Origin of the sequence: Kingella bonacorsii, from assembly GCF_016623605.1 — a bacterium.
Taxonomy (GTDB): Bacteria; Pseudomonadota; Gammaproteobacteria; order Burkholderiales; family Neisseriaceae; genus Kingella_B; species Kingella_B oralis.
In genome coordinates, this window is the sequence record NZ_JAEHNZ010000001.1 from 559085 (window position 1) to 585653 (window position 26569).

A 26569-nucleotide genomic window follows, 5' to 3' on the forward strand; every position below is an offset into this window, starting at 1 on the left:
CGGTTTTTGGCGGCGGGACGGGGTGTAGGCGGCGCGGTTAAAAGCGTTCGTTCGCTTGTAGATAGCGCCATTTTCCCTGCGGCAACGCGCCCAGTTTGATGCGCCCGACGCGGATGCGTTTTAAGCCGACCACGCGCAGCCCCACCAGTTCGCACATGCGGCGGATTTGGCGTTTTTTTCCTTGTTTCAACACGAAGCGCAGCTGGTCTTGGTTTTGCCAGCTTACTTGGGCGGGGCGCAGTTTTTCGCCGTCCAAGCTTAATCCGTGGTTCAGCAGGGCAAGCCCGTTTTCTTTCAGGCTGCCTTTCACGCGCACAAGGTATTCTTTTTCGCTGTTGCTGTTGTCGCCGATGAGCTGTTTGGCGATGCGCCCGTCTTGGGTGAGCACCAGCAGGCCGACCGAATCGATGTCCAGCCTGCCTGCGGGGGCAAGGTTGCGGGTGTGGCTGGGGTGAAAGGCGATGCGGCTGGTGTCGCCTTCCCATTGGTTTTCGGCGGTGATGAGCTCAACGGCGGCGCGGTAGTCTTTTTCAGGCTGCCCGCTCACGAAGCCGACGGGTTTGTTCAACAAAATGGTTACGCGGTTGGCTTGTTGTTCGTGGGCTTGTTTGTTGAGGTCTATGCGGTCGGCGGGGCTGACTTTTTGCCCAAGCACGGCGGGAATGCCGTTTACGCGCACCCAGCCTTTTTCTATGTAGCTGTCGGCTTCGCGGCGTGAGCAGATGCCGAGTTCTGCCATGCGTTTGGATAGGCGGACGGGGTCGGTCATGGGGATTCCTTTTTGCGGGATGAGGCAGCCTGAAAACGGGGTTGAATGGTGTTTGCTTGGCTGGACTGGTTTTCAGGCTACCTTTGGGGTTGTGGCGGGCGCGGGCTTGTCTATTTGCAAGAATGCGTTGTTGCTGCGCCAAACGGTGTTTCAGGCTGCCTTAGTGCGCCGTGTGATGCGTTTAACGTTTTCAGGCTGCCTCATCTTCCATAGGCAGCCTGAAACGCGGTTTGGCGACGCGGAAACGGTTTACGCTATTCTTCGCTGATGCTGTCCAACGCCAAACGGCGCTGCTCTTGCGCGGCATCTTGGCGCGCTGAATGGTCGTACACTTTGGCGAGCACAAGGCGGGTTTGCGGCGTGGGGTGCAGGGAAAGGCTGGCTTCCAGATAGCCTTGGGCTTTGCCCCACAGTTGTTTTTGCGCGGCAAGTTCGCCCAGATACATCAGCAGGCGTGCGTCTTTGGGGTTGTCTTTGAGCCATGCGTCGCCCGTGTCAATGGCTTTTTGCTGGCGGCGGTCGTCCAAATAACGCACGCTGGCAACGAACGGGGGCAGCAAGTTGGCATCGCGCGTGGCGGGGTAATGGGTGTTTACCCATGCGATGGCTTGGTCGTATAAACCCAACTCGTTGTATTTTCTGGCGATGGCAACGTTCAGGGCGTTGTTGCGCAGGGTTTCGGGGATGCGTTTGAGGCAGGCTTTCATGCCCGCGGCATCGGTCGCCAAATCCAGCAGTTTGCGGTAGGCGACTTCGGCGGTTTGTTGCGCTTCGGTTTCGTTCATCGCACCCGCGCGGTGCAGTTTTTCGGTTTTGTCCAAAATATCCAGCGCGTCGCCCTTGTCTAACGCCATGCGCAGTTGCAAGCGCGCCAATCGGGTAAGGCGCGGGTTGATTTGGGCGGCGGCGGTGAGATGGGTGGTGGCGGTGTCGTAATCTTGTTGATTCAACGCACTTTCAGCCAGCAGCAAATGGCGCGATAGCTGGGCTTTGCTGGGCAGCTGGGCGATGTCGTTCAGATATTGGTCGCGCGCTTCGGTGTTGTGGCTTTGGTCGGCGGCGTGCGCGGCGAGCATTAGCGCAAGAATGCGGTTGTCGCCTGCTTGTTTGTTTGCCAGTACTTTATCGGCATGTTGCGCGGCTTCTTGGAACTTGCCTTCAAAATATGCCAAGCCTGCGGCGTTGAGCTCCTGCGCAGCTTTGCGGCTGCGGCGCGATGCGCCAAACTGGCTTAACCGGTGCGGCGTGCCGAAAATGCTCACCAACAATTTAATCAGCAAATACCACACGAATACGCTCAGCAAAGCAGCAATGATGAAGAAGTTCAGGTTCATCCGCAGCGAATAGCCCTCCACCACGAAATAAACGTTGCCGGTGTAGGTTTTGGCGAGCATGGCAAGCCCGATGGCGCAGAGAAATAGGAAGATTATCCAAATGAGCTGTTTCATGCTTTGGCTCCTTTGGTTTCGCTGGCGGGTTTAGCCGCCGGCTCGGAGGCGGATGGTTTGGATGCAGGCTGGCTGGCGGCTTTGCTGTCTGATTTTTCGGATTTGGGCTCAGACGCGGCGGGCAGCGCAACAGCAGGCGCGGGTTGCGATGCCGCTTTGGGCGCGGATGCCGCTTGCGCAGCGGACGCGGCAGGCTTGCTTTCAGGCAGCACAACGGGCAGCGCGGTGCGCACGTTGTTTTGATAATCGCGCACGGCGGCAAGGCTGGCTTTGAGCGATTCGTCTGAAATCATGCGGATTTCTACCGATTTGAGCTCGCCCACTTCTTTGAGCCATGTTTGGGTGTTGGGCGATTGCACGTCAAAATAGCGTTTAACGGTTTCTTCGATGGCGGCAAGGTCGTTTTGATAGACTTCGCTGTTGTGCTGCAACAGGGCAAGCCGCGCGTCCAACAGGCGCATGCGCAGGTTTTCGCGCAGGTAGAACACTTGTTCCGAGCCGATGAGCATGGCATCGTTGTTATCCAGTTTGCGCACTTCTACCATGCTTTTGACTAGCTCGCTGGTGTTGTCCCATGCGCGTGTCCAAAAGCTGCCTGCTTTGGATGTGGGCGCGGGCTCGGCGTTTTGGGCGTTCATGGTGCTGTCCACCAGCAGCGGCAGGCTGTCCACCGCGCTTTCTAGGCGGTCTAGGCGCAGGGCGGTGGCGGAAACGTTGAGATAGGGGCGGTTTTTGAGCGCGGCCAAATCTTGGCTGATGGCTTGTTTGATGGGCAGCAATTCAGGCTGCTCAAAGCGGCTGAGCCGTTGTTCAACGTTTTCCAAAACGGCGGTGGCAACGGGCACATTGCCCGATAGCAAGAGCTGTTGCGATGCGGTGTTGAGCGTTACTTCAATTTCGTCCACCAGCCAGTTTACGCGCCCTTTGAGCAGCTCGGCGTAGGCGCGGTGGATGCCGTCTAGCGTTTGCGCGGTGTCGCTTTCGTTTTGCAGGATTTTGCTTAACTGTGCGTCTAGCTCGGCTTGTTTGGCGAGGGTGGATTGCAGCAGCGCGGCGTTTTCGCTGTTGCCCAGCGCGGCTTTGTTTAAATCTTGCCCGATGCGCATTTCTTGTTGTTTGAGCACGTTTTGCCCTTGCACGAATAAAAAGCCGCTTGCGCCCAGTGCAATCAGCGAGAGCACGAGCGCGCCTGTGGCGATGCCGCGCCCGCCGCTGCTTTTTTGTTGGATGACGATGGGTTGTGGTTGCGGCGCGGGTTCCGGTTGTTTTACGGGCTGTTTTACGGATTGTTGTGCCGGCTGTTTTTCAGGCTGCTTTTGCGGAGCAGATTGGGCAACGGGTTCGGCGGGTTTTTCAGGCTGCGTTTGGGGTTCGGTTGTTTGGGTTTCAATGGCTGGTTCGCTGCGGGCAGCTTGGTTTTCAGGCTGCCGGTTGGGTGTGTTGTCGGTCATTTGGGAATGCTCCGTGATGAAAAATGGTGAAGCGCATCGCTGAGTCGGGCTACGGTGTGAACGTGGCTTGCGCCGAGCGCGGTTAGGGTTTGGGCGATGCGCGTGTGTTGTGTGAAGTATAGCAAGGATTTGAGATTTTGCGTAAACGCTTGCGGGCATTGCGTAAACAGCTCTTGGGCGAGCTGCGATGAGGTTACCCATGCGGCTTGGGCTTGGGCAGCCTGAAAAGTTTGCCAGTTGAGCGGTTGGGGAATGCGTTGGTAGCATTCGGCGTATTGCGCAGCGAAGCCGCGTTGGTGCAGGGTTTGGGCGAGGTGTTCGCGCCCGCCCTGCCCACGGATGATGACGATGGTGCCGCCTTGGGGCAGCGTGTGCCAGATGGGTAAGGCGAGGGCGGCTTCGCTGTCGTTGCCGTGTTGCGGTGTGTGGATGTTGGCGAAGCCTTGTTGGCGCAGGGCTTGGGCGGTTTGGCTGCCAACGGCGATGTGTGGGATTTTTGTTTTCAGGCTGCCTATATGGGGCGCGGCGATTTCTACGGCGGTGGGGCTCACCCAAAACAGGGCTTGGGCGGGAGCGATGGTTTGCGGCAGCCTGAAAAGGGTATCGGGGATGGGGGCGATGCGGATGGGGGAAAAGGGGATGGCTTGCCAGCCTGCGGCGGCGCAGATGGCGATGTCGGGGGCGAGGCGGTTTTCGGGGCGGATAAGGAGGATGGCGGGCATAGTTTGTTGATTGGGGGGTTTAACTTCGTTGAAGCCTTTGGCTTTCAGGCTGCCTTGATGATTGCTGCGAATGGTAGATATAGCGCGGGGTGCAGGGGCTTGCCCCTGCTCGTGGTAGGCGGCGAAACGCCTGCTCGGGCAAAAAATAAACAACAGGCAGCCTGAAATGGACGTTTTTTGTTTTCAGGCTGCCTTTGGGGATTAACCACGCTTTCAGGCTGCCTGAAAGAAAGCGGGCATTATAGATGCTTATGTTAAAACGTGTTATTTTATGCTAAATTGGGGTTGGATTTTAGCTTCGCAACTCCGCTTCGCTACGCAGGCTGCCGCGCGTTGCTGCTGGCTTCGGCTGAAATTTTTTAGAGACAAGGAGATTGAAATGACAACGAAATCATTGGAAAACAACGCATTAGCAAATAAAGTGATTTTGGTAACGGGGGCATCGCAGGGCTTGGGCGCGGAAGTGGCGAAGTCTTGCGCGGCGGCGGGGGCAACGGTGGTGTTGCTGGGGCGCAGTCAAAAGAAATTGGAAAAGGTGTATGACGAGGTGTTGGCGGCGGGCGATGTGGAGCCGTTTGCGATTTGCTTTGACATGATGGGCGCGCAGGAGCTGGAATTTGAACAACTGGCGCGCACGTTGGCAGAGGCGACGCAGGGTAAATTGGATGGGGTGATTCATTGCGCGAGCTATTTTTATGCGCTCTCGCCGCTGGATTTTCAAACGGTTGCCGAGTGGGTGAACCAATATCGCATTAACACGGTGGCGCCGATGGCCTTGACGCGGGCGGTGTTGCCGATGCTGAAAGAATCGCCCGATGCTTCGGTGATTTTTGTGGGCGAAAGCCATGGTGAAACGCCGCAGGCTTATTGGGGCGGCTTTGGCGCGAGCAAGGCGGCGTTGAATTATTTGTGTAAAGTGGCGGCGGATGAGTGGGAGCGTTTTCCGAATTTGCGGGCAAATGTGCTGGTACCTGGGTCTATTAACTCGCCGCAGCGCATTAAAACGCACCCTGGGGAAACGGCGGCGGAGCGCAAGGATATGGCAGACATTACGCCTGATTTTGTTTGGTGGGCGAGCGAGCAAAGCAAGGGGCGCAGCGGGGAGATTGTGTATTTGTAAGCCAGTATGATTGAGGCAGCCTGAAAATGGGGAGAACCGTTTTCAGGCTGCCTTTTTTGTGGTGTAGATGAATGCCCTACTCTATTGTCGCTTCCGCAAGAATGAACGTTCCACACCAAAATAAGTAGTACACGACAGCAATAACACCAGCACAAAAATCAGCGGGAATGTTGCTATATAAACCAACAAACCATGTGCTTGGAAATCAAACCAACCACCCAGCGCAAACACGCTATACAACACCACACCATGCATCAAATAAATGCTGTAACTCATGTCGCCCAGCATTTTCATGCCGCGATGGCGCAAAATACCACCAAAATCGTAACCACCCGCCAGCATCACAAACAGCAACGCCACCAAAATGCGGTTAAGCGGTGTGTAAGGCGGAAATAAAAATGCCGTTGCCAATAGCAAAAGCGGCACTGCCACATTCAGCCATTTTTTATATTGTTGTATCCATGGCAACAGCACCCCGCTCAAACTCACCGCCGCAGCGGAGAGCACAAATTGCCAATAATGGTGGGTATCGGTTTGCGTGATAATCCAAACAAACAATGCGCCGCATAATGCCATCACGCCCCATTGTTTTTTATTGCTCGCAGGCAATTGGTGCATTGCCGTATGAATAAACGGCAGGCTGAAATAAAACCCCCATTCATAAAGCAACGTCCATTGCACGCCTGCATTGGAAACAAAGCTGATAAAGCCATTGAGTGGCTGATAGCGAAAAGTTGCCCAGTGAAAAAGCCAATCTGCACCATCCCAAAACGCCACATTTTCCACACCCACTGCTTTAAAGCTGGCATACACCACAAACAGTAGCGACAGCAGATACAACGGCATAATCCGCCGAATGCGCGCGATGTATAAGTTTTTCCAATTGATTTCTTTTTGTTTGAGTTTATTAAGAAAAAGAAAGCCTGTAATCATAAAAAACAGGCTAACGGGAATCGCGCCAAGGTTTTGTGCAAAATACATCCAATGCAAGCCAAAGTTATCAGCAACAGCCCACTCTCCTTGCAAACTCCAACGATGCAGCAAATAAAAATGATGAGCGAACACAAAAGTTGCCAACACGCCGCGCAAACCATCCAATGGTGAATCACGGTGGGTGGAATCAAATTTTTCACTGATTTTTTGCGGCATTCGCGCCAATAAAAATGCCACCAATGCCATGGATAGCATTACCAAAAAAGTCAATAAAACCAACGCTAATCTAGGCTCTCTCATAACCCCAACTCATTCAAAAACCGCACATCATCCGCCCACCCCGATTTCACCTTCACCCAAACCTTCAAGAAAATCTTGCAGTCAAACAGCTTTTCCATATCCAGCCGCGCTTCGGTGGAGATTTTTTTCAGCTTTTCGCCGCCCTTGCCAATCACAATCGGCTTTTGGTTTTCCTTATCCACCAACACGGCAACATAAATATGATAAATGCCCTCGCCCGCGTCAAACTTTTCCACTTCCACGTTCATCGCGTAAGGCAGCTCTTCGCCCAGATAGCGAAACAGCTTTTCGCGCACGATTTCCGCCGCCAAAAAACGGCTGGATTTATCGGTAATCATGTCTTCGGGGTACATCGGCACGCTTTCGGGCAGATAGCTTTTCAGCTTCGCCAGCAAGTTGGCAATGCGTAGCCCATGCTTGGCGCTCACCACTTCATAGCCTGCAAAATCAAATTCTTGCATCACTTCGGCGATGAATGCATCAAGCGTTGCGGCATCTTTGGCTTTGTTTTTGTCAATTTTGTTTACCACCAGCATCACAGGCGTGTTTTTGGGCAATTGTTTCAGCACAATGCGGTCGGCATCGGAAAAACGCAGCGCTTCCACCACAAAAACAATCACGTCCACGCCGCTCACGGCTTCGGTTACGTTTAAATTTAAGCGGTCGTTCAAGGCGTTGCGATGGTAGGTTTGGAAGCCTGGGGTGTCCACGAAAACAAATTGCGCGGTGTCGTCGGTATAGATACCCGTTACTCGGTTGCGCGTGGTTTGGGCTTTTTTGCTGGTGATGCTGATTTTTTGCCCAATCAGGTGGTTCATCAGCGTGGATTTGCCCACGTTGGGCCGCCCCACAATGGCGATAAAGCCGCAGCGATAGCCTTCGGCGGCGGTTTTTTCGTTGGCTAAAAATTCTTCTAGGTTCATGGCTGGGCTTTCTTGGGTAATGGGGTTGATGATGGGTAAACAGAAATACGATTTTCAGGCTGCCTCAACGTATTAGGCAGCCTGAAAGTCATTCTTTGGGCAGCTTCTGCTGCACCCTATTTAAAAATCCACGCAAAATATCAATGTCTTCCGTGGTGGTGTCGGCACGGTTAAACAGCGAATGCAGGCGGCGCATCATGCGCTCTTGGTTGCGGCGGCGAAAAAAATCCAGTTGCACCATCGTGTCTTCCAAATGCTGCACCATGCCTGCCACTTGCTCGGCAGTCGCCAGATTGCGCTCGGGAATCAGGTGGCTCATGTCCATGTTTACATGGCTAAACAGCTCGTAGCACACCACTTGCACGGCTTGGGCAAGGTTGAGCGAGAAGTAATCGGGGTTACCCGAAATGGTCATCAGGCGGTTGCATTGTTGCACTTCGTCGATGCTAAGCCCATAAGTTTCGTTGCCAAACACCAGCGCGATTTGCTGCCCCGCTTGGGCGGCGGCAAGCAGGCTGGGGGCGAGTTGGCGCGGGGTTTGCAGCGGCGTGGTGAGTTCGCGGCGGCGGCTGGTTAGGGCGCAGCTTAGTGTGGCGTCTGCGATGGCTTCGGACAGCGTGGCAACGATTTGGGCGCGTTCCAGCACATCTCTTGCGCCTGATGACAACACGAAACTCTCTTCGGGCAGCCTGAAATCGGTGGCTTGCTCGGCGATGAATTCGGGCGGATCGGGGGTCATCGGCGTTGCCATGATGTTGGGGGCAACAAGCGTGAGCTGGGTTAAACCCATGGTTTTCATAGCGCGGGCGGCGGCGCCGATGTTGGCAGGATGGCGGGTGCGCGAAAGCACGATGCGGATGTTGGCAAGATAAGCAGGAAGGGTTTGCATGATGGTCTGTGTGTGGTTTTCAGGCTGCCTATTATACAAGACTAGGCAGCCTGAAATGCGCTTGTGGCAAGTTTGCGCTGCCAAGGCTACAATCGCTCGCGCTTGTTGCTGGATTGGGCAGCCTGAAAAGGGCGTGGTTGTGGTTTTCAGGCTGCCTATCGTGTTGCCCTGTTTAACGAACGCAGCCTGAAAATAAGTTCGCAAGCCTTTGCAAAGCCAAAACTTTTATCTTGATTATGAATACTCTCTCTATTGTTAGCCAAATTCCCTTGCCTGATTATCTCGCCCACGCCAATGTGTTAAGGCAGCCTGAAACCGATGTTTACCTGCGCTACGACGAGCGCGGTTTATCCCTGTGCAAGCAAGGCGAAAAAGGCGTGGTGCAAGTGGATTTTGCCAGCGGCGCGGCGCAATATCGGCGCACTAAGGGCGGTGGCGAATTGATTGCCAAAGCGGTGCAACATACCGCGCGCCCCGTGGTTTGGGATGCAACGGGTGGGCTGGGGCGCGATAGTTTTGTGTTGGCGAATTTGAATCTTGCCGTGCACACGTTTGAGCAGCATCCTGCCGTGTTCGCGCTGTTGCAAGACGGTTTACACCGCGCCGCGCAATCGCCCGAAATCGCCGCCATCGCCGCGCGCATCACGCTGCATCAGGGCAACGCCGCCGCGCAAATGGCAACGCTTGCCGCGCAAATCGGCAAGCCCGATGTGGTGTATCTTGACCCGATGTATCCCGAGCGGCAAAAGTCCGCCGCAGTAAAAAAAGAAATGGCGTATTTTCATGAGCTGGTGGGGCAGCCTGAAAATGCCGATGATGCCGCGCTGTTTCAGGCTGCCCGCACCGTTGCCAAAAAGCGCGTGGTGGTCAAACGCCCGCGCTTGGGGGTGTTTTTATGCGGCGAAAAACCTGCGTATCAATATGAAGGCAAATCTACGCGGTTTGATGTTTATTTGCCTAAGGCAGCCTGAAAATAGGAAACATAAAATGTATCAATCCATCCAAACCAAACTCCACCAAATCGCCACCAGCGAACCCTTACATCTCCTGCTTGCCGTAGAAAGCGGTAGCCGTGCATGGGGCTTCCCCTCACCCGACAGCGATTACGATGTGCGCGCCATCTACATCAAGCAGCCTGAAAACTACCTTTGCATCGATGAACAAAAAGACACCTTTGAATACATTGAAAACCAATGGTTTGACGTAGGCGGCTGGGACATTCGCAAAGCTCTACGCTTGCTGCGCAAAAGCAATGCCGTGCTGCTGGAATGGCTGCGCTCGCCGATGGTTTACGCGCAAGATGATGAATTTGTTCACGCCCTTGCCGAACTCGCTCCGCAATACGCCCAAACCGCCCCGCTGCTGCACCATTATCGCGGCATCGCCCGCAACGCCTTGTCCAACATGGATTTGCACGGCGAAATCCGCCTGAAAAAATGGTTTTATGTTATCCGCCCCCTGCTGGCAGCACGCTGGGCAGTCACACATGGCGGCATTCCACCCATGACGCTGGCAGAACTGTTAGACAGCGTGCCAAACGCAATCGTGCAAGAAATAACCGACCTTATTACCCACAAAGCCGAGCAAGACGAAAGCTACCGCCACACCCTTTCAGACAGCCTGAAACGCTTTACGCGAGACTTGGCAGATGAAACCACCGTGCTGCAAGTCTCAGCACCTGTTGCCATGCCAAGCGAACCACTGGACGAGCTGTTTCGGGCAACGCTGCGGCGCGTGTGGGCAAAGGCAGCCTGAAAGCCTAATCAAACCTTTTCAGGCTGCCTCAAACCACAGCGAGACCCCATCATGCTCACCCTAACCGACCTCCACCAACAAAATCTCATCCTCCTAGAAGCCCTATCAGGCAGCCGCGCCTACAACCTCGCCACGCCCGAATCCGACACCGACATCAAAGGCGTGTTCTACCTGCCGCACCACCTGTATTACGGGCTGGGCTACATCCCCCAAATCGCCAACAAAACCAACGACATCGTGTACTACGAACTCGGTCGCTTCATAGAACTCCTACTGCAAAGCAACCCCAACACCCTAGAACTGCTCGCCTCTCCCGCCGACTGCGTGCGCCATCGCTCCCCGCTGATGAGCGCATTCCGCCCTGAATGGTTTATCTCACTCGCCTGTCGCCAAAGTTTCGCAGGCTACGCATTGGGACAAATTCGCAAAGCACGCGGACTAAACAAAAAAATCGTTAACCCCATGCAGCCTGAAAAGAAAACCGTGCTGGATTTCTGCCACATGATTGACGGCATAAACACCATTCCACTGCAACACTGGCTAAACACACGCAACTGGCAACAAGAGCGCATCGGACTGGTGAATGTGCCACACGCACGCAACCTCTTTGCCTTGTTTTACGATACCAACGGCACACGCAACTATCATGGCGTGATGCAAAAAGACACCGCCAATCATCTCGCATTAAGCAGTATCCCCGCAGGCGAAACGCCACAAGGCTATCTATTCTTCAACCAAGACGGATACAGCAGCTACTGCCGCGAATACACCTCCTACCAAACATGGCTTGCCGAGCGCAACGAAACCCGCTACCAAAGCACCGCCGCGCACGGGCAAGGCTACGATGCCAAAAACATGATGCACACCTTCCGCCTACTGCAAACCGCCCGCGACATCGCGCTTTATGGCGAAATTCGCGTATGGCGAGAAAACCGCGAAGAGCTGCTGGCGATTAAACGCGGCGCATTTGCCTACGAAGAGCTGCTAGCGCAAGCAGAAGAACTGATGGCAGAAATTGACGATTTGTTCGCGCAAAACGCTTTCAGGCTGCCTGAAACGGTAAACCGCGCAGCGGCGATTGATGCGCTGGTTAAGGTGCGAGAGAAACTGTACGGCTGAATAACACAGCCCAAAGGCAGCCTGAACGCCCCGTCCGCAGTTTTCAGGCTGCCCTTCTTTCGTTTAAAATACGCCATTTTTTCACGCCATTAAACCCATGTTCAACGCCGCCGAAAACACGCTCAATCTCGCCCAATACGCCGAACGCGCCTACCTAGAATACGCCATGAGCGTGGTCAAAGGGCGCGCCCTGCCCGCCGTGCAAGATGGGCAAAAGCCCGTGCAGCGGCGCATTCTCTTTGCCATGAAAGACATGGGCTTAACCCATGGCGCAAAGCCTGTTAAATCCGCCCGCGTGGTTGGCGAAATTCTCGGCAAATACCATCCGCATGGCGACAGCTCCGCCTACGAAGCCATGGTGCGCATGGCGCAAGATTTCACCCTGCGCTATCCGCTGATTGACGGCATTGGCAATTTTGGCTCGCGCGATGGCGACGGCGCGGCGGCGATGCGTTACACCGAAGCGCGTTTAACCCCGCTTGCCGAGCTGCTATTGAGCGAAATCAACCAAGGCACGGTGGACTTTATCCCCAATTATGACGGCGCGTTTGAAGAGCCCGAATCGCTGCCCGCGCGGCTGCCAATGGTGCTGCTCAACGGCGCAAGCGGCATCGCAGTGGGCATGGCAACCGAAATTCCATCGCACAATCTGGGCGAAGTGGCGCAAGCGGCGGTGGCGTTGCTGAAAAATCCCGCGCTCACTACCGCCGATTTGCAGCACCACATCCCCGCGCCCGATTTTGCTGGCGGCGCACACATCATTACCCCCGCCAAAGACATCGCGCAAATTTACGAAACAGGCAAAGGCAGCATCCGCGTGCGCGCGCGTTATGACGTGGAAAAGCTGGCGCGTGGACAATGGCGCGTGGTGGTAAGCGAATTGCCGCCCAACACTTCCGCCGCCAAAATCTTGGCAGAAATTGAAGAGCAAACCAATCCCAAGCCCAAAGCGGGCAAAAAACAGCTTAACCAAGACCAGCTCAACACTAAAAAGCTGATGCTGGATTTGCTGGAAAAAGTGCGCGATGAAAGCGATGGCGAACACCCCGTGCGCCTTGTATTTGAGCCAAAATCCAGCCGAATACAGCCTGAAACGTTTATCAACACGCTGATGGCGCAAACCAGCATGGAAGGCAATGTTTCTGTAAACCTTGTGATGATGGGGCTGGATAACCGCCCCGCGCAAAAAAATCTGAAAACCATTTTGCAAGAATGGCTGGATTACCGCACCGCCACGGTAACGCGCCGCTTGCAGCACCGCTTGGATGCCGTGGAAAAGCGCATCCATATTTTAGACGGGCGCATGATTGCGTTTTTGCACATCGACCAAGTGATTCGCGTCATCCGCGAGGCAGACGAACCCAAGCCCGAATTGATGGCGGCGTTCAATCTCACCGAAATCCAAGCCGACGACATTTTGGAAATCCGCCTGCGCCAGCTCGCCCGCTTGGAAGGCATCAAAATCGAACGCGAACTCAACGAGTTGCGCGAAGAAGCAGGCAGCCTGAAAACGCTGTTGGGCGACGAAAACGAAAAGCGCAAGCTCATCATCAAAGAAATCCAAGCCGATGCCAAGCAATTTGGCGATGCCCGCCGCACGCTGGTTGCCGCCGCCGAACGCGCCACGCTCACGCAAACCACCGCCGATGAACCCATCACGCTGATTTTGTCGCAACAAGGCTGGCTACGCGCCCGTGCAGGGCATGGCGTGGATGCCGCACAAATTGCGTTTAAAGAAGGCGATGCCTTGCAGCAAGTGCTGGAAACGCGCACCGTGCAGCCTGTGGTGGTGTGGGATTCGCATGGGCGCAGCTACACGCTGGATGCCGCCGAAATCCCCAAAGGGCGCGGCGACGGCGTGCCGATTGCTTCGTTGATTGAATTGCCCAGCCAAGCCAGCGTGGTTGCGCTGTTGGCGGGCGCGGCGGATGATTATTATCTGCTTTCAGGCTGCCACGGCTACGGCTTTATCGCCAAGCTGGAAGATTTGTTCACGCGCCAAAAAGCAGGCAAAGCCGTGCTCACGCTGGATGATAACGAAACCGCCCTGCCGCCCGTTCGCATTGCGAATGATTGGCTGATTGCGCCCGATAGCCGCATCGTGCTGGCAAGTGCCAACAAACGCCTGCTCGCCTTCCCCGTGAGCGAAATGAAAATCATGGCAAAAGGGCGCGGCTTGCAGCTTATCAAGCTGGCAGACGGCGACACGCTCGCCCTTGCCGCCGCGCTCCGCAGCGAACACTACACGCTGCACATCATCGGCAAGCGCGGCGCGGCGCACCAAGAAACGCTGCGCATCGCCGACATTGCCGGCAAACGCGCCGGCAAAGGCAAACTGTTGGATATTTCAGGCAGCCTGAAAGCGATTGAAACACGGTAGGCAGCCTGAAAAGCATAACAGCACGACATTTTCCAACATCTGAGGCAGCCTGAAACGAAGTCCAGCGTAACTAAAAACGCATCAACGCAACACAGTTCCCCCATCCCTTCAACCCCAAAGGCAGCCTGAAACGAAGCCCCACCCCGAAAGCCCCCTATGGCAGCACTCAAAGACAAAGACATCGGCATCCTCGACGACTGGGACGAGCAAAGCAAGCGCGTTATCAACATGATAAACATCGCAAGGATTTCCATCTTCTGCTCCTTGCTTATCTTCCTCGCCGTTATCCACAACATTCGCGGCACCGAGCAAACCCTCGCCGCCTATGCCCCCATGGTGCGAAACGAAGGCTGGCTGCAAATCTGGTGCACCGTGTATGGCGCCATCATCATGTTCAGCCTTGCCAACCCCAAATGGCAGCTGCAACCCAAAACCCGCACGCTGCCCAACGCCAGCGCAGTGTCTGACATCACCATGATGGGCATTCTCACCGCCCTTGCCGGCGGCGTATCCTCAGGCTTCGGCATCCTCGCCCTGCCCTTTCTCGCCACCGCCTGCGTGCTCAGCTACGGGCGCTATCCCCTGCTCTACGGCAGCTACGCCGCCTTGCTGATTACAGGCGACATCCTGTGGAAATTCTATCCATTTAGCATGGACGTTATCCGCAGCAACCTTTCGTTGCTCACAGGGAAAATCCTGCTGATGGCCGCCTGCTACATCGTGCCCCTGCTCACTTCGCTTTCCGCCCGTTATTTGGTAACCGCCGATGATTCCGTGCGCAACCACCGCACCGCCTTTGAGCGATTAAGCGCGTTAAACAAAATCGTGCTCAACCGCATCCAAGAAGCCGTGATTGTGGTGGATCAAGATTGCCTTGTGTGGACGCACAACCGCCAAGCCAAGCAATATTTCTCCGAACTAGAAAGTAACGAGCTTGCCCCCTTTTTAAGCGGTCTAGTCAAAACATGGCGGCTCAAACCCGAAGAATCCTTTTCCAATCTATCGCCGATTAACTCCACGCTGATGTATGTTCGCGCCATCCCCATTATTCAAGAAGACACCGAGCTGCTGATGCTGTTTGCCCGCGCCGAACGCGAACGCCAAGCCGAAGCGCAAACGCTCAAACTCACCGCGCTGGGCTTGCTCACCGCCAATCTGGCGCACGAAATCCGCAACCCGCTCTCTGCCATGCGCCAAGCCAGCGGCCTAATCCAAGAAACCGCCGAAGAAGACGCAAACCCGATGTACCGCAAACTCAGCGACATCATCGAAAAAAACATCACCCGCATCGACAAAATGCTGGAAGACATCACCTCGCTCAACCGCAGCGACCGCATCGACACCAAAGGCATCCACCTCACCCAATTCTGGCTCAGCTTCATCCAAGAGTTTTACCTCACCAATCCCGAGGCTAAAAACTGCCTGCGCCTTGACGTGCCCAACGGTTCCAGCTTCATCGCCCTGTTTGATGCCGCCCACCTGCAACAAATCATGTGGAATCTCTGCAACAACGCATGGCGGCATTGCCGCAAGCAAAAAGGCAGCATCGTGGTGAGCCTGCGCGTGTTTGGCAAAAACAACATCAGCCTGCGCGTGTGGGACGATGGACCGGGCGTATCCGAAACCATCCGCGAGCATCTATTTGAACCATTTAACACTTCCGAAGCCGAAGGCACAGGCTTAGGGCTATACGTTGCCCGCGAGCTGGCGCACGCCAACAACGGCGACCTATGCTATGTGCCGCACGCCAAATCCTTTGAACTTATCCTACCGAGAGCCCCCAAATGAGCACCAACAACCTAAACCGCCCCGTATTAGTCGTTGACGACGAAGCCGACATCCGCGATTTGATGGAAATGACCCTGATGAAAATGGGCTTGCGCGTAGACACCGCCGAGGGCGTGCGCGCCGCGTTAAGCAAACTGAGCAGCAACAAATACTCCCTCGTGCTCACCGATATGCGTATGCCCGACGGTTCGGGCTTGGAAGTGGTGCAACACATCAACCAGCAGCATCTGGATGTGCCCGTTGCCGTGATTACCGCGTTCGGCAGCGCCGACCAAGCCGTGCAAGCGTTAAAAGAAGGCGCATTTGACTATCTGCAAAAACCCATCACGCTGGCGCAACTGCGCACGCTGGTGAAATCCGCCATCAAGGTGCAAGAAGACAACAGCGCGCCGCCAGCCGCTGCTGAACCCAAGCCGCAAGCCGCCCCGCCCCAATCGCCGCCCGTTATCATCGATATCGATGACGAAGACGATTTTCAGGCTGCCGCAACACCCGCCGCCCAACCCATCGCCAAACAACCCGAAACCATCAGGCAGCCTGAAAACGCAGCCGGCGAATTGCCGCGCAGCCCCGCCAAAGCCGCCGCCGGCAAACCCGCCGTGCCCGTAAACGAGAGCAAGCTCAAAATGGAAGCCGACCTGCCGCGCCTGCTCGGCTCGTCGCCGCAAATTGAAACCGTGCGCAACCTTATCCGCAAGCTCGCCCCCGCCAACGTGCCCGTTTACATTTCGGGCGAAAGCGGCTCGGGTAAAGAACAAGCCGCGCGCAGCATCCACGAACTCTCGCCGCGCAAAGACGGCCCGTTCATCGCCGTAAACTGTGGCGCCATCCCAGAAAACCTGATGGAAAGCGAATTCTTCGGCTACAAAAAAGGCAGCTTCACAGGCGCCGACCAAGACCGTCTCGGCTTCTTCCAACACGCCCACGGCGGCACCTTATTCTTGGACGAAGTCGCCGACCTGCCGCTTGCCATGCAAGTCAAACTCTTGCGCGCCATCCAAGAAAAAGCCGTGCGCCGCATTGGCGATGCGCAAGAAGTGAAAGTGGACGTGCGCATCATTTCCGCCACCCACAAAAATCTCCCCGCGCTGGTGGAAAGCGGCGCCTTCCGCCAAGACTTGTTCTACCGTCTTAACGTGGTAACGCTGCACATGCCCGCCCTGCGCGAAATGCACGAAGACCTCGCCAACCTTATCGCCCATCTTTTACGCAAACACCACAGCGGCGACATCAACATGACCCCCGCCGCCCGCGAAGCCCTGCTGCGCTACAACTACCCCGGCAACTTCCGCGAACTAGAAAACATCCTAGAACGCGCCGTCGCCCTCGCCAGCAACCACACCATTGACGTAAGCGATTTGCAAATCACCACCGACCCACTTGGCGGCGGCAGCGCAGCCGTAGAACTGGAAGGCACCAGCCAACACCAAGTCATCAGCGGCTTGCCCAACTTCCAAATGGGCACCACCCAAATCCAAGATTATCTGGACGACATTGAACGCCAAATTCTGGAATACGCCCTGCGTCTTACCCAAGGCAACCGCACCCAAGCCGCCAAAACGCTCGGCATCAGCTTCCGCTCCATGCGCTATCGCCTAGAACGGCTGAACATTGATTTAGGCGCGTAACATGGTTTTCAGGCTGCCTATCTCAACAATAGGCAGCCTGAAACCTTTGCCAAACCTAACCAATGGCGCATCGGCGGCCCGCAGGCATCTTTGCAACCGTCCTGTTGAATATGCCATTTGGCAACGAGCCGTCGCCGCTCCATTTCAGATTTCAGGCTGCCTCTGAGCCTTTACAAAGCGCTCAGCCTGAAAAGCAAAATCAACATGAGGCCGCAACGGCTCATCACCAATATGCTTGCTGAACCCGCCCGAATTGGCAAAACACCCGCACACCGTTTTCAGGCTGCCTCAACACATTGGGCAGCCTGAAAAGCACAAGCAAAACAAAAAACCGATGATTTTCCCCATCATCGGTTTCCCATGTTGTATTAAGCAATCAATCTTCAATCACATCATCCGCATTTTCCGCCAACAGTGCGCGCAATTTTTGCATCGCCTTCGCCTCAATCTGGCGAATTCGCTCCGCAGAAACACCAAATTCCGCCGCCAGCTCATGCAGCGTCAAACCGCCGTCATCCTGCAACCATCGCGTTTCCACAATACGGCGGCTGCGTTCGTCCAACTGTGAAAGCGCATTGCGCAAGCCCTCGGTTTGCAACGCATAATGCGCTTTTTTCGCCAACTGCTGGCTCGGCTCGCTGCTGTCATCGCTCAGCCAGTCAATCGGCGCGAAATTGTTGTCGTCATCATCGCTGTTGTCTGCCAACAAAGCCACATCATTGCCCGTCATGCGCTGTTCCATTTCCAGCACATCCGAGAGCTTCACGCCCAAATCGTCCGCAATATCCTGCGCCTCTTTCGGGCTCAACGCGCTCAAACTTTTGCGCATGCTGCGCAAATTGAAAAACAACTTGCGCTGCGGTTTCGTGGTGGCAATCCGCACCAAACGCCAGTTGCGCAAAATAAATTCGTGAATTTCCGCCTTAATCCAATGCACCGCAAACGAAAACAAACGCGCACCATGCGTTGGTTCAAAGCGTTTCACCGCCTTCATCAAGCCCACATTGCCCTCTTGAATCAAATCCGCCTGATTCAAACCATAGCCATCATAACCGCGCGCAATCGACACCACCACGCGCAAATGCGACAAAATCAGCTGTTTTGCCGCTTCCAAATCACCGCGCAATTGGCGTTGCGCCAGCGAAGTCTCCTCTTCCAATGTCAGCATCGGGATGCTGTTTACCGTGTGAATATATTGCTCCAAGCTACCATGACCGCTTGGAACCGATAGTGCAAAAGCGTTGTTCATCTAATTATTTTTCCTTCTCTTAAATCATACTGGTTTACTCGGATTTAGGCAGATTATACGCTAATTTGCCATATAGATTGAATTTTTAAATCGTTAAACCGCGTAAAAAGCAGAATTTTTATCATGCCCACTTTTCAGGCTGCCTCAACGCCGCAGCCTGAAAAACGCTTGCAGCTGCTGTTTCGCTTCATCCGCCAACAGCCCACCCAACATGGCAGTATGTTGATTTAATTGCTTGTTTGCAAACAGATTTAACACACTCCCCGCCGCCCCCGTTTTCGGCTCATGCGCCGCAAACACCACCCGTGCCACCCGCGCCTGAATCATCGCACTCGCGCACATCGCGCACGGCTCCAACGACACATACACATCGCATTCATTCAAGCGATAATTGCCCAGCACCTGACCCGCCGCCGCCAGCGCCTGAATCTCCGCATGATGGCTGATGCTGCAATCCGCCACGCAACGGTTATGCGCCTGCGCAATGATTTCGCCACGATGCACCACCACCGCGCCCACAGGCACTTCGCCCAATTTCGCCGCTTCGGCAGCCTGAAAAAGCGCAGCGCGCATCCATCGCTCCATTTCGTCTTGCGGCGGAAACAGGGCAACAGGCGGCATTTGGCGCAATTGTTGCGTCCAATATTCGCGCTCCTGCAGCGAAAGCTGCTGCACCGTTTTCAGGCTGCCTACCGCCACCAGCTGCCAAAACACACTGCGGGTTACGCTTAACCCCGATTGCTTCAACAACAAAAAAGCGCGACAAGGATTCATCGCCTGCACATCCCGCACGGTATGCACATTCAATTGGGCTAAGGCTTGGATAACTTTGGGCGCAAGCGGCGGCGTGGTGAGCTTCATAAAAGGCAGCCTGAAAACAAAAACAAGGAAACCTGCCAAACAGATTTCCTTGTTTTCTTATTTGAATTAAGCCAAAGCAGCTTTCGCTTTTTCAACCAATTGAGCAAAGGCAGCTTTATCAAATACAGCCAAATCAGCCAATACTTTGCGGTCCAGTTCAATCGCAGCGCGTTTCAAGCCGTTCATGAATTTGCTGTAAGACAAACCGTTCAAGCGGGCACCTGCATTAATACGGGCAATCCACAATTGGCGGAATTGGCGTTTGCGCTGGCGACGGTCGCGGTATGCGTATTGACCGGCTTTCATCACCGCCTGTTTGGCGATGCGATAGACATTTTTGCGACGACCGCGATAGCCTTTGGCTAACGCAATCACTTTTTTATGACGAGCACGAGCGGTAACACCGCGTTTTACGCGTGGCATAGTTTAACTCCTTTAAGCGTAGGGCAACATTTTAGCGATAGAAGCCATATCGCGTTCGTTCACCATAGCGGTGCCGCGCAATTGGCGTTTAGTTTTAGTGGTTTTTTTAGTCAAAATATGACTTTTGAACGCATGACCGCGTTTTACACCACCGTTACCCAGTACTTTGAAGCGTTTTTTCGCGCTAGACTTGGTTTTCATTTTAGGCATGGGAAAACTCCATTCATTTTTAAGATAAGGCATCGGGCGTTTGCCATACAGCAATGCTTAAAACCCGAAACCACGGTTTTGTGCCGCTGGAAAAAACATTTTCCTGACGCGGCGTGTATCAGGAAAACGCGGGATTATACGGTTATTTCTTCTTGGGCGCAAGCATCATCACCATTTGGCGACCTTCCAGCTTGGGGAAGGATTCGATTTGCGCTTCTTCCGCCACATCGGCTTTCACACGTTCCAAAAGCTGCGCGCCGATTTGTTGGTGCGCCATTTCTCGCCCGCGAAAACGCAAGGTGATTTTGACTTTATCGCCATCGGCTAAAAATTCGCGCACTTTCCGCATTTTGATGTTGTAGTCGCCATCGTCTGTGCCAGGGCGGAATTTGATTTCTTTGATTTGGACTTGCTTCTGCTTTTTCTTGGCTTCGTCGCGTTTTTTGGATTGTTCGTATTTGTATTTGCCAAAGTCCATCAGTTTGCAAACAGGCGGCTTGGCAGTGGGAGAAATTTCTACCAAATCAACGTCTTGTTCTTCTGCCATAGACATGGCTTCTTTTAGGCTCACAACGCCAAGTTGTTCGCCGTCGCCACTGATTAAGCGCACTTCTTTGGCGGTGATTTCGCCGTTGATTCGTGCTTCGCGTTCTTGCTGTGCGATGATGAATGCTCCTATAAAAATTGATGTTTCAGGCTGCCTCTATGCCCTAGCGCAACCCGCTGAATGAAAGGGCGTATTTTAAACGTTTTGTATGGGTTTTGTGAAGTTTGTTTAAGATTTCTGTCGCCATGGGCAGCCTGAAAAACACATTTTCAGGCTGCCTCAATATTCAAAGCGCTTAAAACTCTGTTTTCATTTCTTCCAGCAGCCGTTCAATAAACGCTTCCACTTTCAGGCTGCCTAAATCTTCAGCTTTTTTGCGCACGGCAACTTGCCCGTTTTCCATTTCTTTATCGCCCACTACGATTTGGTACGGATAGCGTTGCGAGCTGTTGTCGCGGATTTTGTAGCCGATTTTTTCGTTGCGCAAATCCAACTCGGCGCGGAAGCCTGCGGCTTGCAGTTTGGCAACCACTTCGCGGCAGTAGTCGGCTTGCTTTTCGGTGATGTTCATCACCACCATTTGCACGGGGGCGAGCCACAGCGGGAACGAGCCTGCGTGTTGTTCAATCAGGATGCCGATAAAGCGTTCCAGCGAGCCCAATATAGCGCGGTGCAGCATAACGGGGCGGGCGCGGTTGTTGTCGCGGGTAACGTATTCGGCATCCAGCCGCTCGGGCAGCACGAAATCAAGTTGGATGGTGCCGCATTGCCATGAGCGTCCCAGCGCGTCTTTGATGTGATATTCCACTTTGGGGCCATAAAACGCGCCTTCGCCTTCCAGCTCCTGCCATGTTACGCCGCAGGCGGTAAGCGCATCGCGCAAGCCTTGTTCGGCTTTGTCCCAAATTTCATCGCTACCTGCGCGTTTTTCGGGGCGCAGCGAGAGTTTGATGCTGACATCGTGGAAGCCAAATTGGCGGTAGATTTTCATCACCAGCTGGTTAAACGCGCGGGTTTCTTCGGCGATTTGGTCTTCGGTGCAGAAAATGTGGGCATCGTCTTGCACGAAACCGCGCACGCGCATCAGGCCGTGCAATGCGCCGCTGGGTTCGTTGCGGTGGCAGGAGCCGAATTCTGCGAGGCGCATCGGCAAATCGTTGTAGGAGCGCAAGCCGTGGTTGAAAATTTGCACATGGCCGGGGCAGTTCATGGGTTTGACGGCGTATTCGCGTTTTTCGGACGCGGTTAGGAACATATTGTCTTTATAGTTCGCCCAGTGCCCTGATTTTTCCCAAAAGGTTTTGTCCATGATTTGCGGGGTTTTGACTTCTTGGTAGCCTGCGGCGGTGAGTTCGCGGCGCATGTGTTGTTCGATGACTTGCCACAGCGTCCAGCCGCGCGGGTGCCAGAACACCATGCCGGGGGCTTCGTCTTGCAGGTGGAACAGGTCTAGCTGTTTGCCGAGTTTGCGGTGGTCGCGTTTTTCGGCTTCTTCAATGCGCGTGATATAGGCTTTGAGTTCGTCTTTGGTTGCCCATGCCGTGCCGTAGATGCGTTGCAGTTGCTCGTTGTTGCTGTCGCCGCGCCAGTATGCGCCCGACACTTTGGTGAGCTTGAAATTTTTGAGGAAACGGGTGTTGGGAACGTGCGGCCCGCGGCACATATCCACATATTCTTGGTGGTAATACATGCCCATGGCGGTGATGTCGTCTGCCATGTCGTCAATCAGGTGCAGTTTGTAGTCTTCGCCGCGTTGTTTAAAGATTTCAATCACTTCGGCGCGCGGCGTCATTTTTTTGATGACATCGTAGTCTTGGTTAATCAGCTCTTTCATGCGCGTTTCAATGGCGGCGATGTCTTCGGGCGTGAACGGTTTTTCGCTGAAAATGTCGTAGTAAAAGCCGTCTTCGATCACAGGGCCGATGACCATTTTTACGCTGGGGAACAGTTGTTTCACCGCATGCCCAACCAAGTGCGCACAAGAGTGGCGGATGATTTCTACGCCTTCGGGGTCTTTGGGGGTGATGATTTGCACGCTGGCGTCTTCGGTAATCGGGTCGCTGGCATCGCGCAAAATGCCGTTTACTTTGCCTGCTACGGTGGCTTTTGCCAGCCCTGCGCCGATGTCGGCGGCGATTTGGGCGATGGTGGTGGGGGCTTCGTAATGGCGGACGCTACCGTCGGGTAGGGTGATGTTGAGTTGAGACATGGTTGCTCCAGGATTGGGTATATAACGTTTTCAGGCTGCCTAAACCGCTTTTAGACTGTCTAAACCGCGCCCAAAAAACGCGAAATTATAGAGATGATAGGCTTGATAAACAAGGCAAACGGGTTTTCAGGCTGCCTAAAATACGGTTTGCGGGTAAAACCGTTATAATCGCGGCTTTTATTTTCAGGCTGCCTGAAAACACAGAAAGACCTTTATGCTCAACTTCACCCTACACAAAAAAGACGGCTACGCCCGCCGCGCCACGGTAGAACTCAACCACGGCAAAATAGAAACCCCCGTGTTTATGCCCGTGGGCACATATGGCTCAGTAAAAGCCATGACCCCGCAAAACCTGCACGACATCAACGCGCAAATCATCTTGGGCAACACCTACCATCTCTGGCTGCGCCCCGGCTTGGAAGTGATAGAACAATTTGGCGGGCTGCACGACTTTATCGGCTGGAACAAACCCATCTTAACCGACTCAGGCGGCTTTCAAGTATTTTCGCTATCCGATATGCGCAAGCTCACCGAAGAAGGCTGCACCTTCAAAAGCCCGATTAACGGCGACAAATTATTCCTATCGCCCGAAATCTCCATGAAAATCCAAACCGTGCTCAATTCCGATATTGTGATGCAGTTAGACGAATGCACCGAAGGCAACGCCAGCCACGCTGTCGCGCAAAAATCGCTGCAAATGAGCCTGCGCTGGGCGGAGCGCAGCAAACGCGCGTTTGAAGATTTACGCAATCCCAACGCGCTGTTTGGCATTATTCAAGGCGCGATGTATGAAGATTTGCGTGAAGAATCGCTGCGCGGGCTGGAAGACATTGGCTTCAAAGGCATTGCCATTGGCGGGTTGAGCGTGGGCGAGCCCAAGCCCGAAATGTATCGCATGCTGCGCGCGCTCGCGCCGATGCTGCCTGAAAACAAGCCGCATTATTTGATGGGCGTGGGCACACCCGAAGATTTGGTTTACGGTGTGGCGCATGGCGTGGATATGTTTGACTGCGTGATGCCCACGCGCAACGCCCGCAATGGCTGGCTGTTCACCCGCTTTGGCGACATCAAAATCAAAAACGCCAAACACCGCCACGACACGCGCCCGCTGGACGAAAGCTGCACTTGCTATGCCTGCACCCATTTTAGCCGCGCCTATTTGTATCACCTGCATAAAGTGGGCGAGATTTTGGGCGCACAGCTCAACACCATTCACAATCTGCATTTTTATCAAGTGATTATGCAAGAGATGCGCGATGCGATTGACGCAGGGCGGTTTGCCGATTGGCAGGCGCAGTTCCACGAAAACCGCGCGCGCGGCACGGATTGATTTTGCGGCAGCCTGAAATATGCCGTCATGGCTGTTGATACAAATGTGGCGACATTAACTAAAACTGGCGATAAGAAATGAGCTATTTAAATATCCAAAATGATATGTATCTAATCTATGAATTCAAAAAAGATAAAATTAGATACAATGAATATAAGATTGATTTAATACATAAATTATCATTAGATGAGTCAAAAACAATGGAAATTAAATATAATCATGGATTATTTGCTTCAGATGAGTGGTGGCGCAATATTGACAATGGCACAATTCCAACTATAGTTACCAGCGGTGAAATAATAGAAATTTTTGAAACAGGTATGGACCATACAGGCATTCCAAACAGTTTTAGATTTATAGATGATAGCGGAAAAATAATGGAATCTAGTATGTATTTTTTAAGAAAAAAAGACAAAAAATTATTCTTACCACAGAAAAGAATAATGATATTTTATGCATTTGATGAATTGAAAAATCCTGATTATTTATATTCAGGAGATTCAATACTTGAAAACGACAATTATGTATCATCAGTTATTGAGATGGCTATTTCCATTTAAAGTATCGCAAGAACAACGTTTCAGACCACCCCAATTCCCACCAACCACACAACAAGGAGAGCATCATGTCTGATAACGACAAAAAAAGCCAAACGGGTCATCATTTTCTCGCCCAACTCGGCAAAACCCGCCTGCGCCCCGGAGGGCGACGCGCCACCGATTGGCTGATTGAGCAGGCGCAGTTCACGCCGCAAACGCAAGTGCTGGAAGTGGCGTGCAATATGGCAACCACCGCCATCGGCTTGGCGCAACGCTTCGGCTGCCACATCAACGGCGTGGATTTGGATCACCACGCGCTGGAAAAAGCCGAACGCAACATCGCCGCTGCGGGTTTGTCGTCGCTGATTCAAGTGCAACACGCCAACGCCACCGCGCTGCCCTTCCCCGACAACAGCTTTGACGTGGTTATCAACGAAGCCATGCTCACCATGCTGCCTGTTGCCAACAAGCAGGCGGCGGTTGCCGAATATTTCCGCGTATTGAAACCGGGCGGCGTGTTACTCACGCATGATGTGGTGGTAAGCGACACCGACAGCAAAGCGATTGTGGAACGCCTGCGCGACACGATTAAAGTGAAAGTTACCCCGCTCACCGAAAGCGGCTGGCAAGATTTGTTCCGACAAGGCGGTTTTGCCGATTTGAAAACGCTGCGCGGCGGCATGACGCTGCTCTCGCCCGCAGGTTTGATTCACGATGAGGGCTGGCTGCGCACGTTCAAAATCATCCGCAACGCCTTGAAAGCGGAAAACCGCGCAACGTTCAAACGCATGTTCCGCACGTTTAACGATCCCGCGCAGAGCATGGGGTTTATTGCCGTGTGTAGCAGAAAACCCAGTTAAACAATAAGATAGAGGCAGCCTGAAAACCACTTTCAGGCTGCCCAAACATACAAAATCCATCATGCCAACGATTGATGCCACCATTCACCATCTAGCCAAGCAACTGCTTACCCAGCGCGAAAGCCGAGAAACCATCGCCACCCGAGCCGCGCAGCTTATCAAACAAATTGAGCGCGATGATACCGCCGTTAGCCCGCCCATGTTTTCCTTTTTGCAGTATTTGGCAGGATTTGATACGCCCGATTTTGACCGAGACTATTTGTTTTCATTAGACGATTTGCAACGAGAATACAGCAAAATCCAACATCCCTAATCAAAGGCAGCCTGAAAGCGAGCTTGCGAGCTTCTGCGAAGCTAAAACCCTAAAACCCATTTTCAGGCTGTCTCCCTCTACCCCTAACCAAAGGCAGCCTGAAAATGGAACACGCAAACACAGACAACACCCCCGCCATCGAATCCCTCCCCTTCCCGCCCTTTCTGCCGCCGCACGCCACGGTGATGCTGATGGGCACCTTCCCCCCGCCCGCCGACAAACGCAGCATGGCGTTTCACTATCCCAATTTTCAAAACGACATGTGGCGCGTGTATGGCATCGTGTTTTTTGACGACCCCAGCCATTTTCAGGCTGCATCAGGCAAGCATTTTGATGCCGACAAAATCAAAGACTTCTTGTGGCAGCGCGGCATCGCCTCCTGCCCCACCGTGTTCAAAGCCATCCGCCGACACGGCAACGCCTCGGACGATTTTTTGCAGATTGTAGAAAGCGTGGATTTGCCCGCCATCCTCGCGCAAATGCCCAAGGTGCAGCGCATCGGCACCACAGGCGGCAAAGCCACCGAAGTGCTCGTCGGCAAGCTGCCCGGCAAAACCAAGCTGCCCAAAACAGGCGAAACCATCGCCTACCCCTGCGGCGAGCGGCAGTTGCAACTCACCCGCCTGCCCTCCACCTCTCGCGCCTATCCGTTAAGCCTTGCTAAAAAAGCCGAAGCCTATCGCTGCTTTTTTCAGGCTGCTGGGCTGGTTGAATAGCCGCCATACAAAGGCAGCCTGAAATTTGCTTCACTCGTTTTCAGGCTGCCCTTAATAAAAATTTACGTTACAATCCTGCCAGTTTAC

Annotated in this window: 26 protein-coding genes; 13 read left to right on the forward strand and 13 right to left on the reverse strand. The window is 53.8% G+C overall.

Annotated features, from left to right (window positions below):
- Positions 1–37: 37 nt before the first annotated feature.
- Complete coding sequence (locus JDW22_RS03015; protein ID WP_200521651.1) at positions 38–769, reverse strand: pseudouridine synthase; 732 nt, start codon at positions 767–769, stop codon at positions 38–40.
- Between JDW22_RS03015 and JDW22_RS03020 the strand changes: the two genes are divergently transcribed.
- Positions 768–1037 (forward strand): hypothetical protein, encoded by a 270-nt coding sequence (locus JDW22_RS03020; RefSeq protein WP_200521652.1) that lies wholly within the window; start codon positions 768–770, stop codon positions 1035–1037. The two genes, JDW22_RS03015 and JDW22_RS03020, sit on opposite strands and share 2 nt — an antisense overlap.
- On the opposite strand, the gene JDW22_RS03025 is transcribed toward JDW22_RS03020, so the two are convergent.
- Genes JDW22_RS03025 through JDW22_RS03035 form a run of 3 tightly spaced genes read right to left on the reverse strand, consistent with a single transcriptional unit; the run spans position 1024 to position 4543 of the window.
- The gene (locus JDW22_RS03025; RefSeq protein WP_200521653.1) at positions 1024–2217 is read right to left on the reverse strand and encodes a heme biosynthesis HemY N-terminal domain-containing protein; all 1194 of its coding nucleotides are present in this window, start codon (positions 2215–2217) and stop codon (positions 1024–1026) included. The two genes, JDW22_RS03020 and JDW22_RS03025, sit on opposite strands and share 14 nt — an antisense overlap.
- Positions 2214–3668, reverse strand: coding sequence for a uroporphyrinogen-III C-methyltransferase (locus tag JDW22_RS03030; RefSeq protein WP_200521654.1), 1455 nt, complete (start codon positions 3666–3668; stop codon positions 2214–2216). Before JDW22_RS03030 ends, JDW22_RS03025 begins: the two co-directional genes overlap by 4 nt.
- On the reverse strand, positions 3665–4543 hold the full coding sequence (locus JDW22_RS03035; protein WP_235964686.1) for a uroporphyrinogen-III synthase: 879 nt from the start codon (positions 4541–4543) through the stop codon (positions 3665–3667). Before JDW22_RS03035 ends, JDW22_RS03030 begins: the two co-directional genes overlap by 4 nt.
- 226 nt (positions 4544–4769) lie before the next feature.
- Here JDW22_RS03035 and JDW22_RS03040 point away from each other — a divergent pair, with 226 nt between their 5' ends.
- Positions 4770–5510, forward strand: coding sequence for an SDR family oxidoreductase (locus JDW22_RS03040; protein ID WP_200521655.1), 741 nt, complete (start codon positions 4770–4772; stop codon positions 5508–5510).
- A gap of 81 nt (positions 5511–5591) precedes the next feature.
- Here the strand turns inward: JDW22_RS03040 and JDW22_RS03045 are convergent, their stop codons facing one another.
- From JDW22_RS03045 to JDW22_RS03055, 3 genes are all read right to left on the reverse strand, one after another.
- Positions 5592–6743, reverse strand: coding sequence for an acyltransferase family protein (locus JDW22_RS03045; RefSeq protein ID WP_200521656.1), 1152 nt, complete (start codon positions 6741–6743; stop codon positions 5592–5594).
- Positions 6740–7666, reverse strand: coding sequence for a GTPase Era (era, locus tag JDW22_RS03050; RefSeq protein ID WP_003794800.1), 927 nt, complete (start codon positions 7664–7666; stop codon positions 6740–6742). Before era ends, JDW22_RS03045 begins: the two co-directional genes overlap by 4 nt.
- An 88-nt stretch (positions 7667–7754) precedes the next feature.
- Complete coding sequence (locus JDW22_RS03055) at positions 7755–8555, reverse strand: RNA methyltransferase (protein ID WP_200521960.1); 801 nt, start codon at positions 8553–8555, stop codon at positions 7755–7757.
- A gap of 236 nt (positions 8556–8791) precedes the next feature.
- Between JDW22_RS03055 and JDW22_RS03060 the strand changes: the two genes are divergently transcribed.
- The 6 genes from JDW22_RS03060 (at position 8792) to JDW22_RS03085 (ending at position 17225) form a co-directional block, all read left to right on the forward strand.
- Positions 8792–9526 carry a class I SAM-dependent methyltransferase gene (locus JDW22_RS03060; RefSeq protein ID WP_200521657.1) on the forward strand — a complete coding sequence of 245 codons (735 nt, stop codon included), beginning with the start codon at positions 8792–8794 and terminating at the stop codon, positions 9524–9526.
- A 16-nt stretch (positions 9527–9542) separates the two neighbouring features.
- Positions 9543–10310, forward strand: coding sequence for a nucleotidyltransferase domain-containing protein (locus JDW22_RS03065; protein WP_200521658.1), 768 nt, complete (start codon positions 9543–9545; stop codon positions 10308–10310).
- Positions 10311–10361: 51 nt separating this feature from the next.
- A complete protein-coding gene (locus JDW22_RS03070) occupies positions 10362–11429 on the forward strand; it encodes a DNA polymerase beta superfamily protein (protein WP_200521659.1) in 1068 nt (355 codons plus the stop codon).
- A 97-nt stretch (positions 11430–11526) separates the two neighbouring features.
- Complete coding sequence (gene parC, locus JDW22_RS03075) at positions 11527–13809, forward strand: DNA topoisomerase IV subunit A (protein WP_200521660.1); 2283 nt, start codon at positions 11527–11529, stop codon at positions 13807–13809.
- A gap of 156 nt (positions 13810–13965) precedes the next feature.
- Positions 13966–15597 (forward strand): ATP-binding protein, encoded by a 1632-nt coding sequence (locus JDW22_RS03080; RefSeq protein WP_200521661.1) that lies wholly within the window; start codon positions 13966–13968, stop codon positions 15595–15597.
- Positions 15594–17225, forward strand: coding sequence for a sigma-54-dependent transcriptional regulator (locus JDW22_RS03085; protein WP_200521662.1), 1632 nt, complete (start codon positions 15594–15596; stop codon positions 17223–17225). The genes JDW22_RS03080 and JDW22_RS03085 overlap by 4 nt, the downstream gene beginning before the upstream one ends.
- A 376-nt stretch (positions 17226–17601) precedes the next feature.
- Here JDW22_RS03085 and rpoH read toward each other — a convergent pair whose 3' ends face one another.
- The 6 genes from rpoH to thrS form a co-directional block, all read right to left on the reverse strand.
- Positions 17602–18474: an RNA polymerase sigma factor RpoH gene (gene rpoH, locus JDW22_RS03090; RefSeq protein ID WP_003794782.1), complete on the reverse strand. Its 873-nt coding sequence runs from the start codon at positions 18472–18474 to the stop codon at positions 17602–17604.
- A gap of 144 nt (positions 18475–18618) precedes the next feature.
- Entirely contained in the window at positions 18619–19335 is a 717-nt protein-coding gene (gene tadA / locus JDW22_RS03095; protein WP_200521962.1) for a tRNA adenosine(34) deaminase TadA, read from the reverse strand.
- 66 nt (positions 19336–19401) lie between these two features.
- Positions 19402–19758 carry a 50S ribosomal protein L20 gene (gene rplT / locus JDW22_RS03100; RefSeq protein WP_003794776.1) on the reverse strand — a complete coding sequence of 119 codons (357 nt, stop codon included), beginning with the start codon at positions 19756–19758 and terminating at the stop codon, positions 19402–19404.
- Positions 19759–19770: 12 nt separating this feature from the next.
- On the reverse strand, positions 19771–19968 hold the full coding sequence (gene rpmI, locus JDW22_RS03105; protein WP_200521663.1) for a 50S ribosomal protein L35: 198 nt from the start codon (positions 19966–19968) through the stop codon (positions 19771–19773).
- Positions 19969–20110: 142 nt separating this feature from the next.
- The gene (gene infC, locus JDW22_RS03110) at positions 20111–20632 is read right to left on the reverse strand and encodes a translation initiation factor IF-3 (protein ID WP_200521964.1); all 522 of its coding nucleotides are present in this window, start codon (positions 20630–20632) and stop codon (positions 20111–20113) included.
- Positions 20633–20810: 178 nt separating this feature from the next.
- Positions 20811–22724, reverse strand: coding sequence for a threonine--tRNA ligase (gene thrS, locus JDW22_RS03115; protein ID WP_200521664.1), 1914 nt, complete (start codon positions 22722–22724; stop codon positions 20811–20813).
- 214 nt (positions 22725–22938) lie between these two features.
- Between thrS and tgt the strand changes: the two genes are divergently transcribed.
- From tgt to JDW22_RS03140, 5 genes are all read left to right on the forward strand, one after another.
- Positions 22939–24054, forward strand: a complete 1116-nt coding sequence (gene tgt / locus JDW22_RS03120; protein WP_200521665.1) for a tRNA guanosine(34) transglycosylase Tgt — start codon at positions 22939–22941, stop codon at positions 24052–24054.
- 77 nt (positions 24055–24131) lie between these two features.
- A complete protein-coding gene (locus tag JDW22_RS03125) occupies positions 24132–24614 on the forward strand; it encodes a hypothetical protein (protein WP_200521666.1) in 483 nt (160 codons plus the stop codon).
- A 65-nt stretch (positions 24615–24679) separates the two neighbouring features.
- Positions 24680–25453, forward strand: a complete 774-nt coding sequence (locus JDW22_RS03130) for an SAM-dependent methyltransferase (RefSeq protein WP_200521667.1) — start codon at positions 24680–24682, stop codon at positions 25451–25453.
- 61 nt (positions 25454–25514) lie between these two features.
- Positions 25515–25766, forward strand: coding sequence for a hypothetical protein (locus JDW22_RS03135; protein WP_200521668.1), 252 nt, complete (start codon positions 25515–25517; stop codon positions 25764–25766).
- Between the two features lie 104 nt (positions 25767–25870).
- On the forward strand, positions 25871–26482 hold the full coding sequence (locus JDW22_RS03140) for a DNA glycosylase (protein WP_200521669.1): 612 nt from the start codon (positions 25871–25873) through the stop codon (positions 26480–26482).
- Positions 26483–26569: the final 87 nt, after the last annotated feature.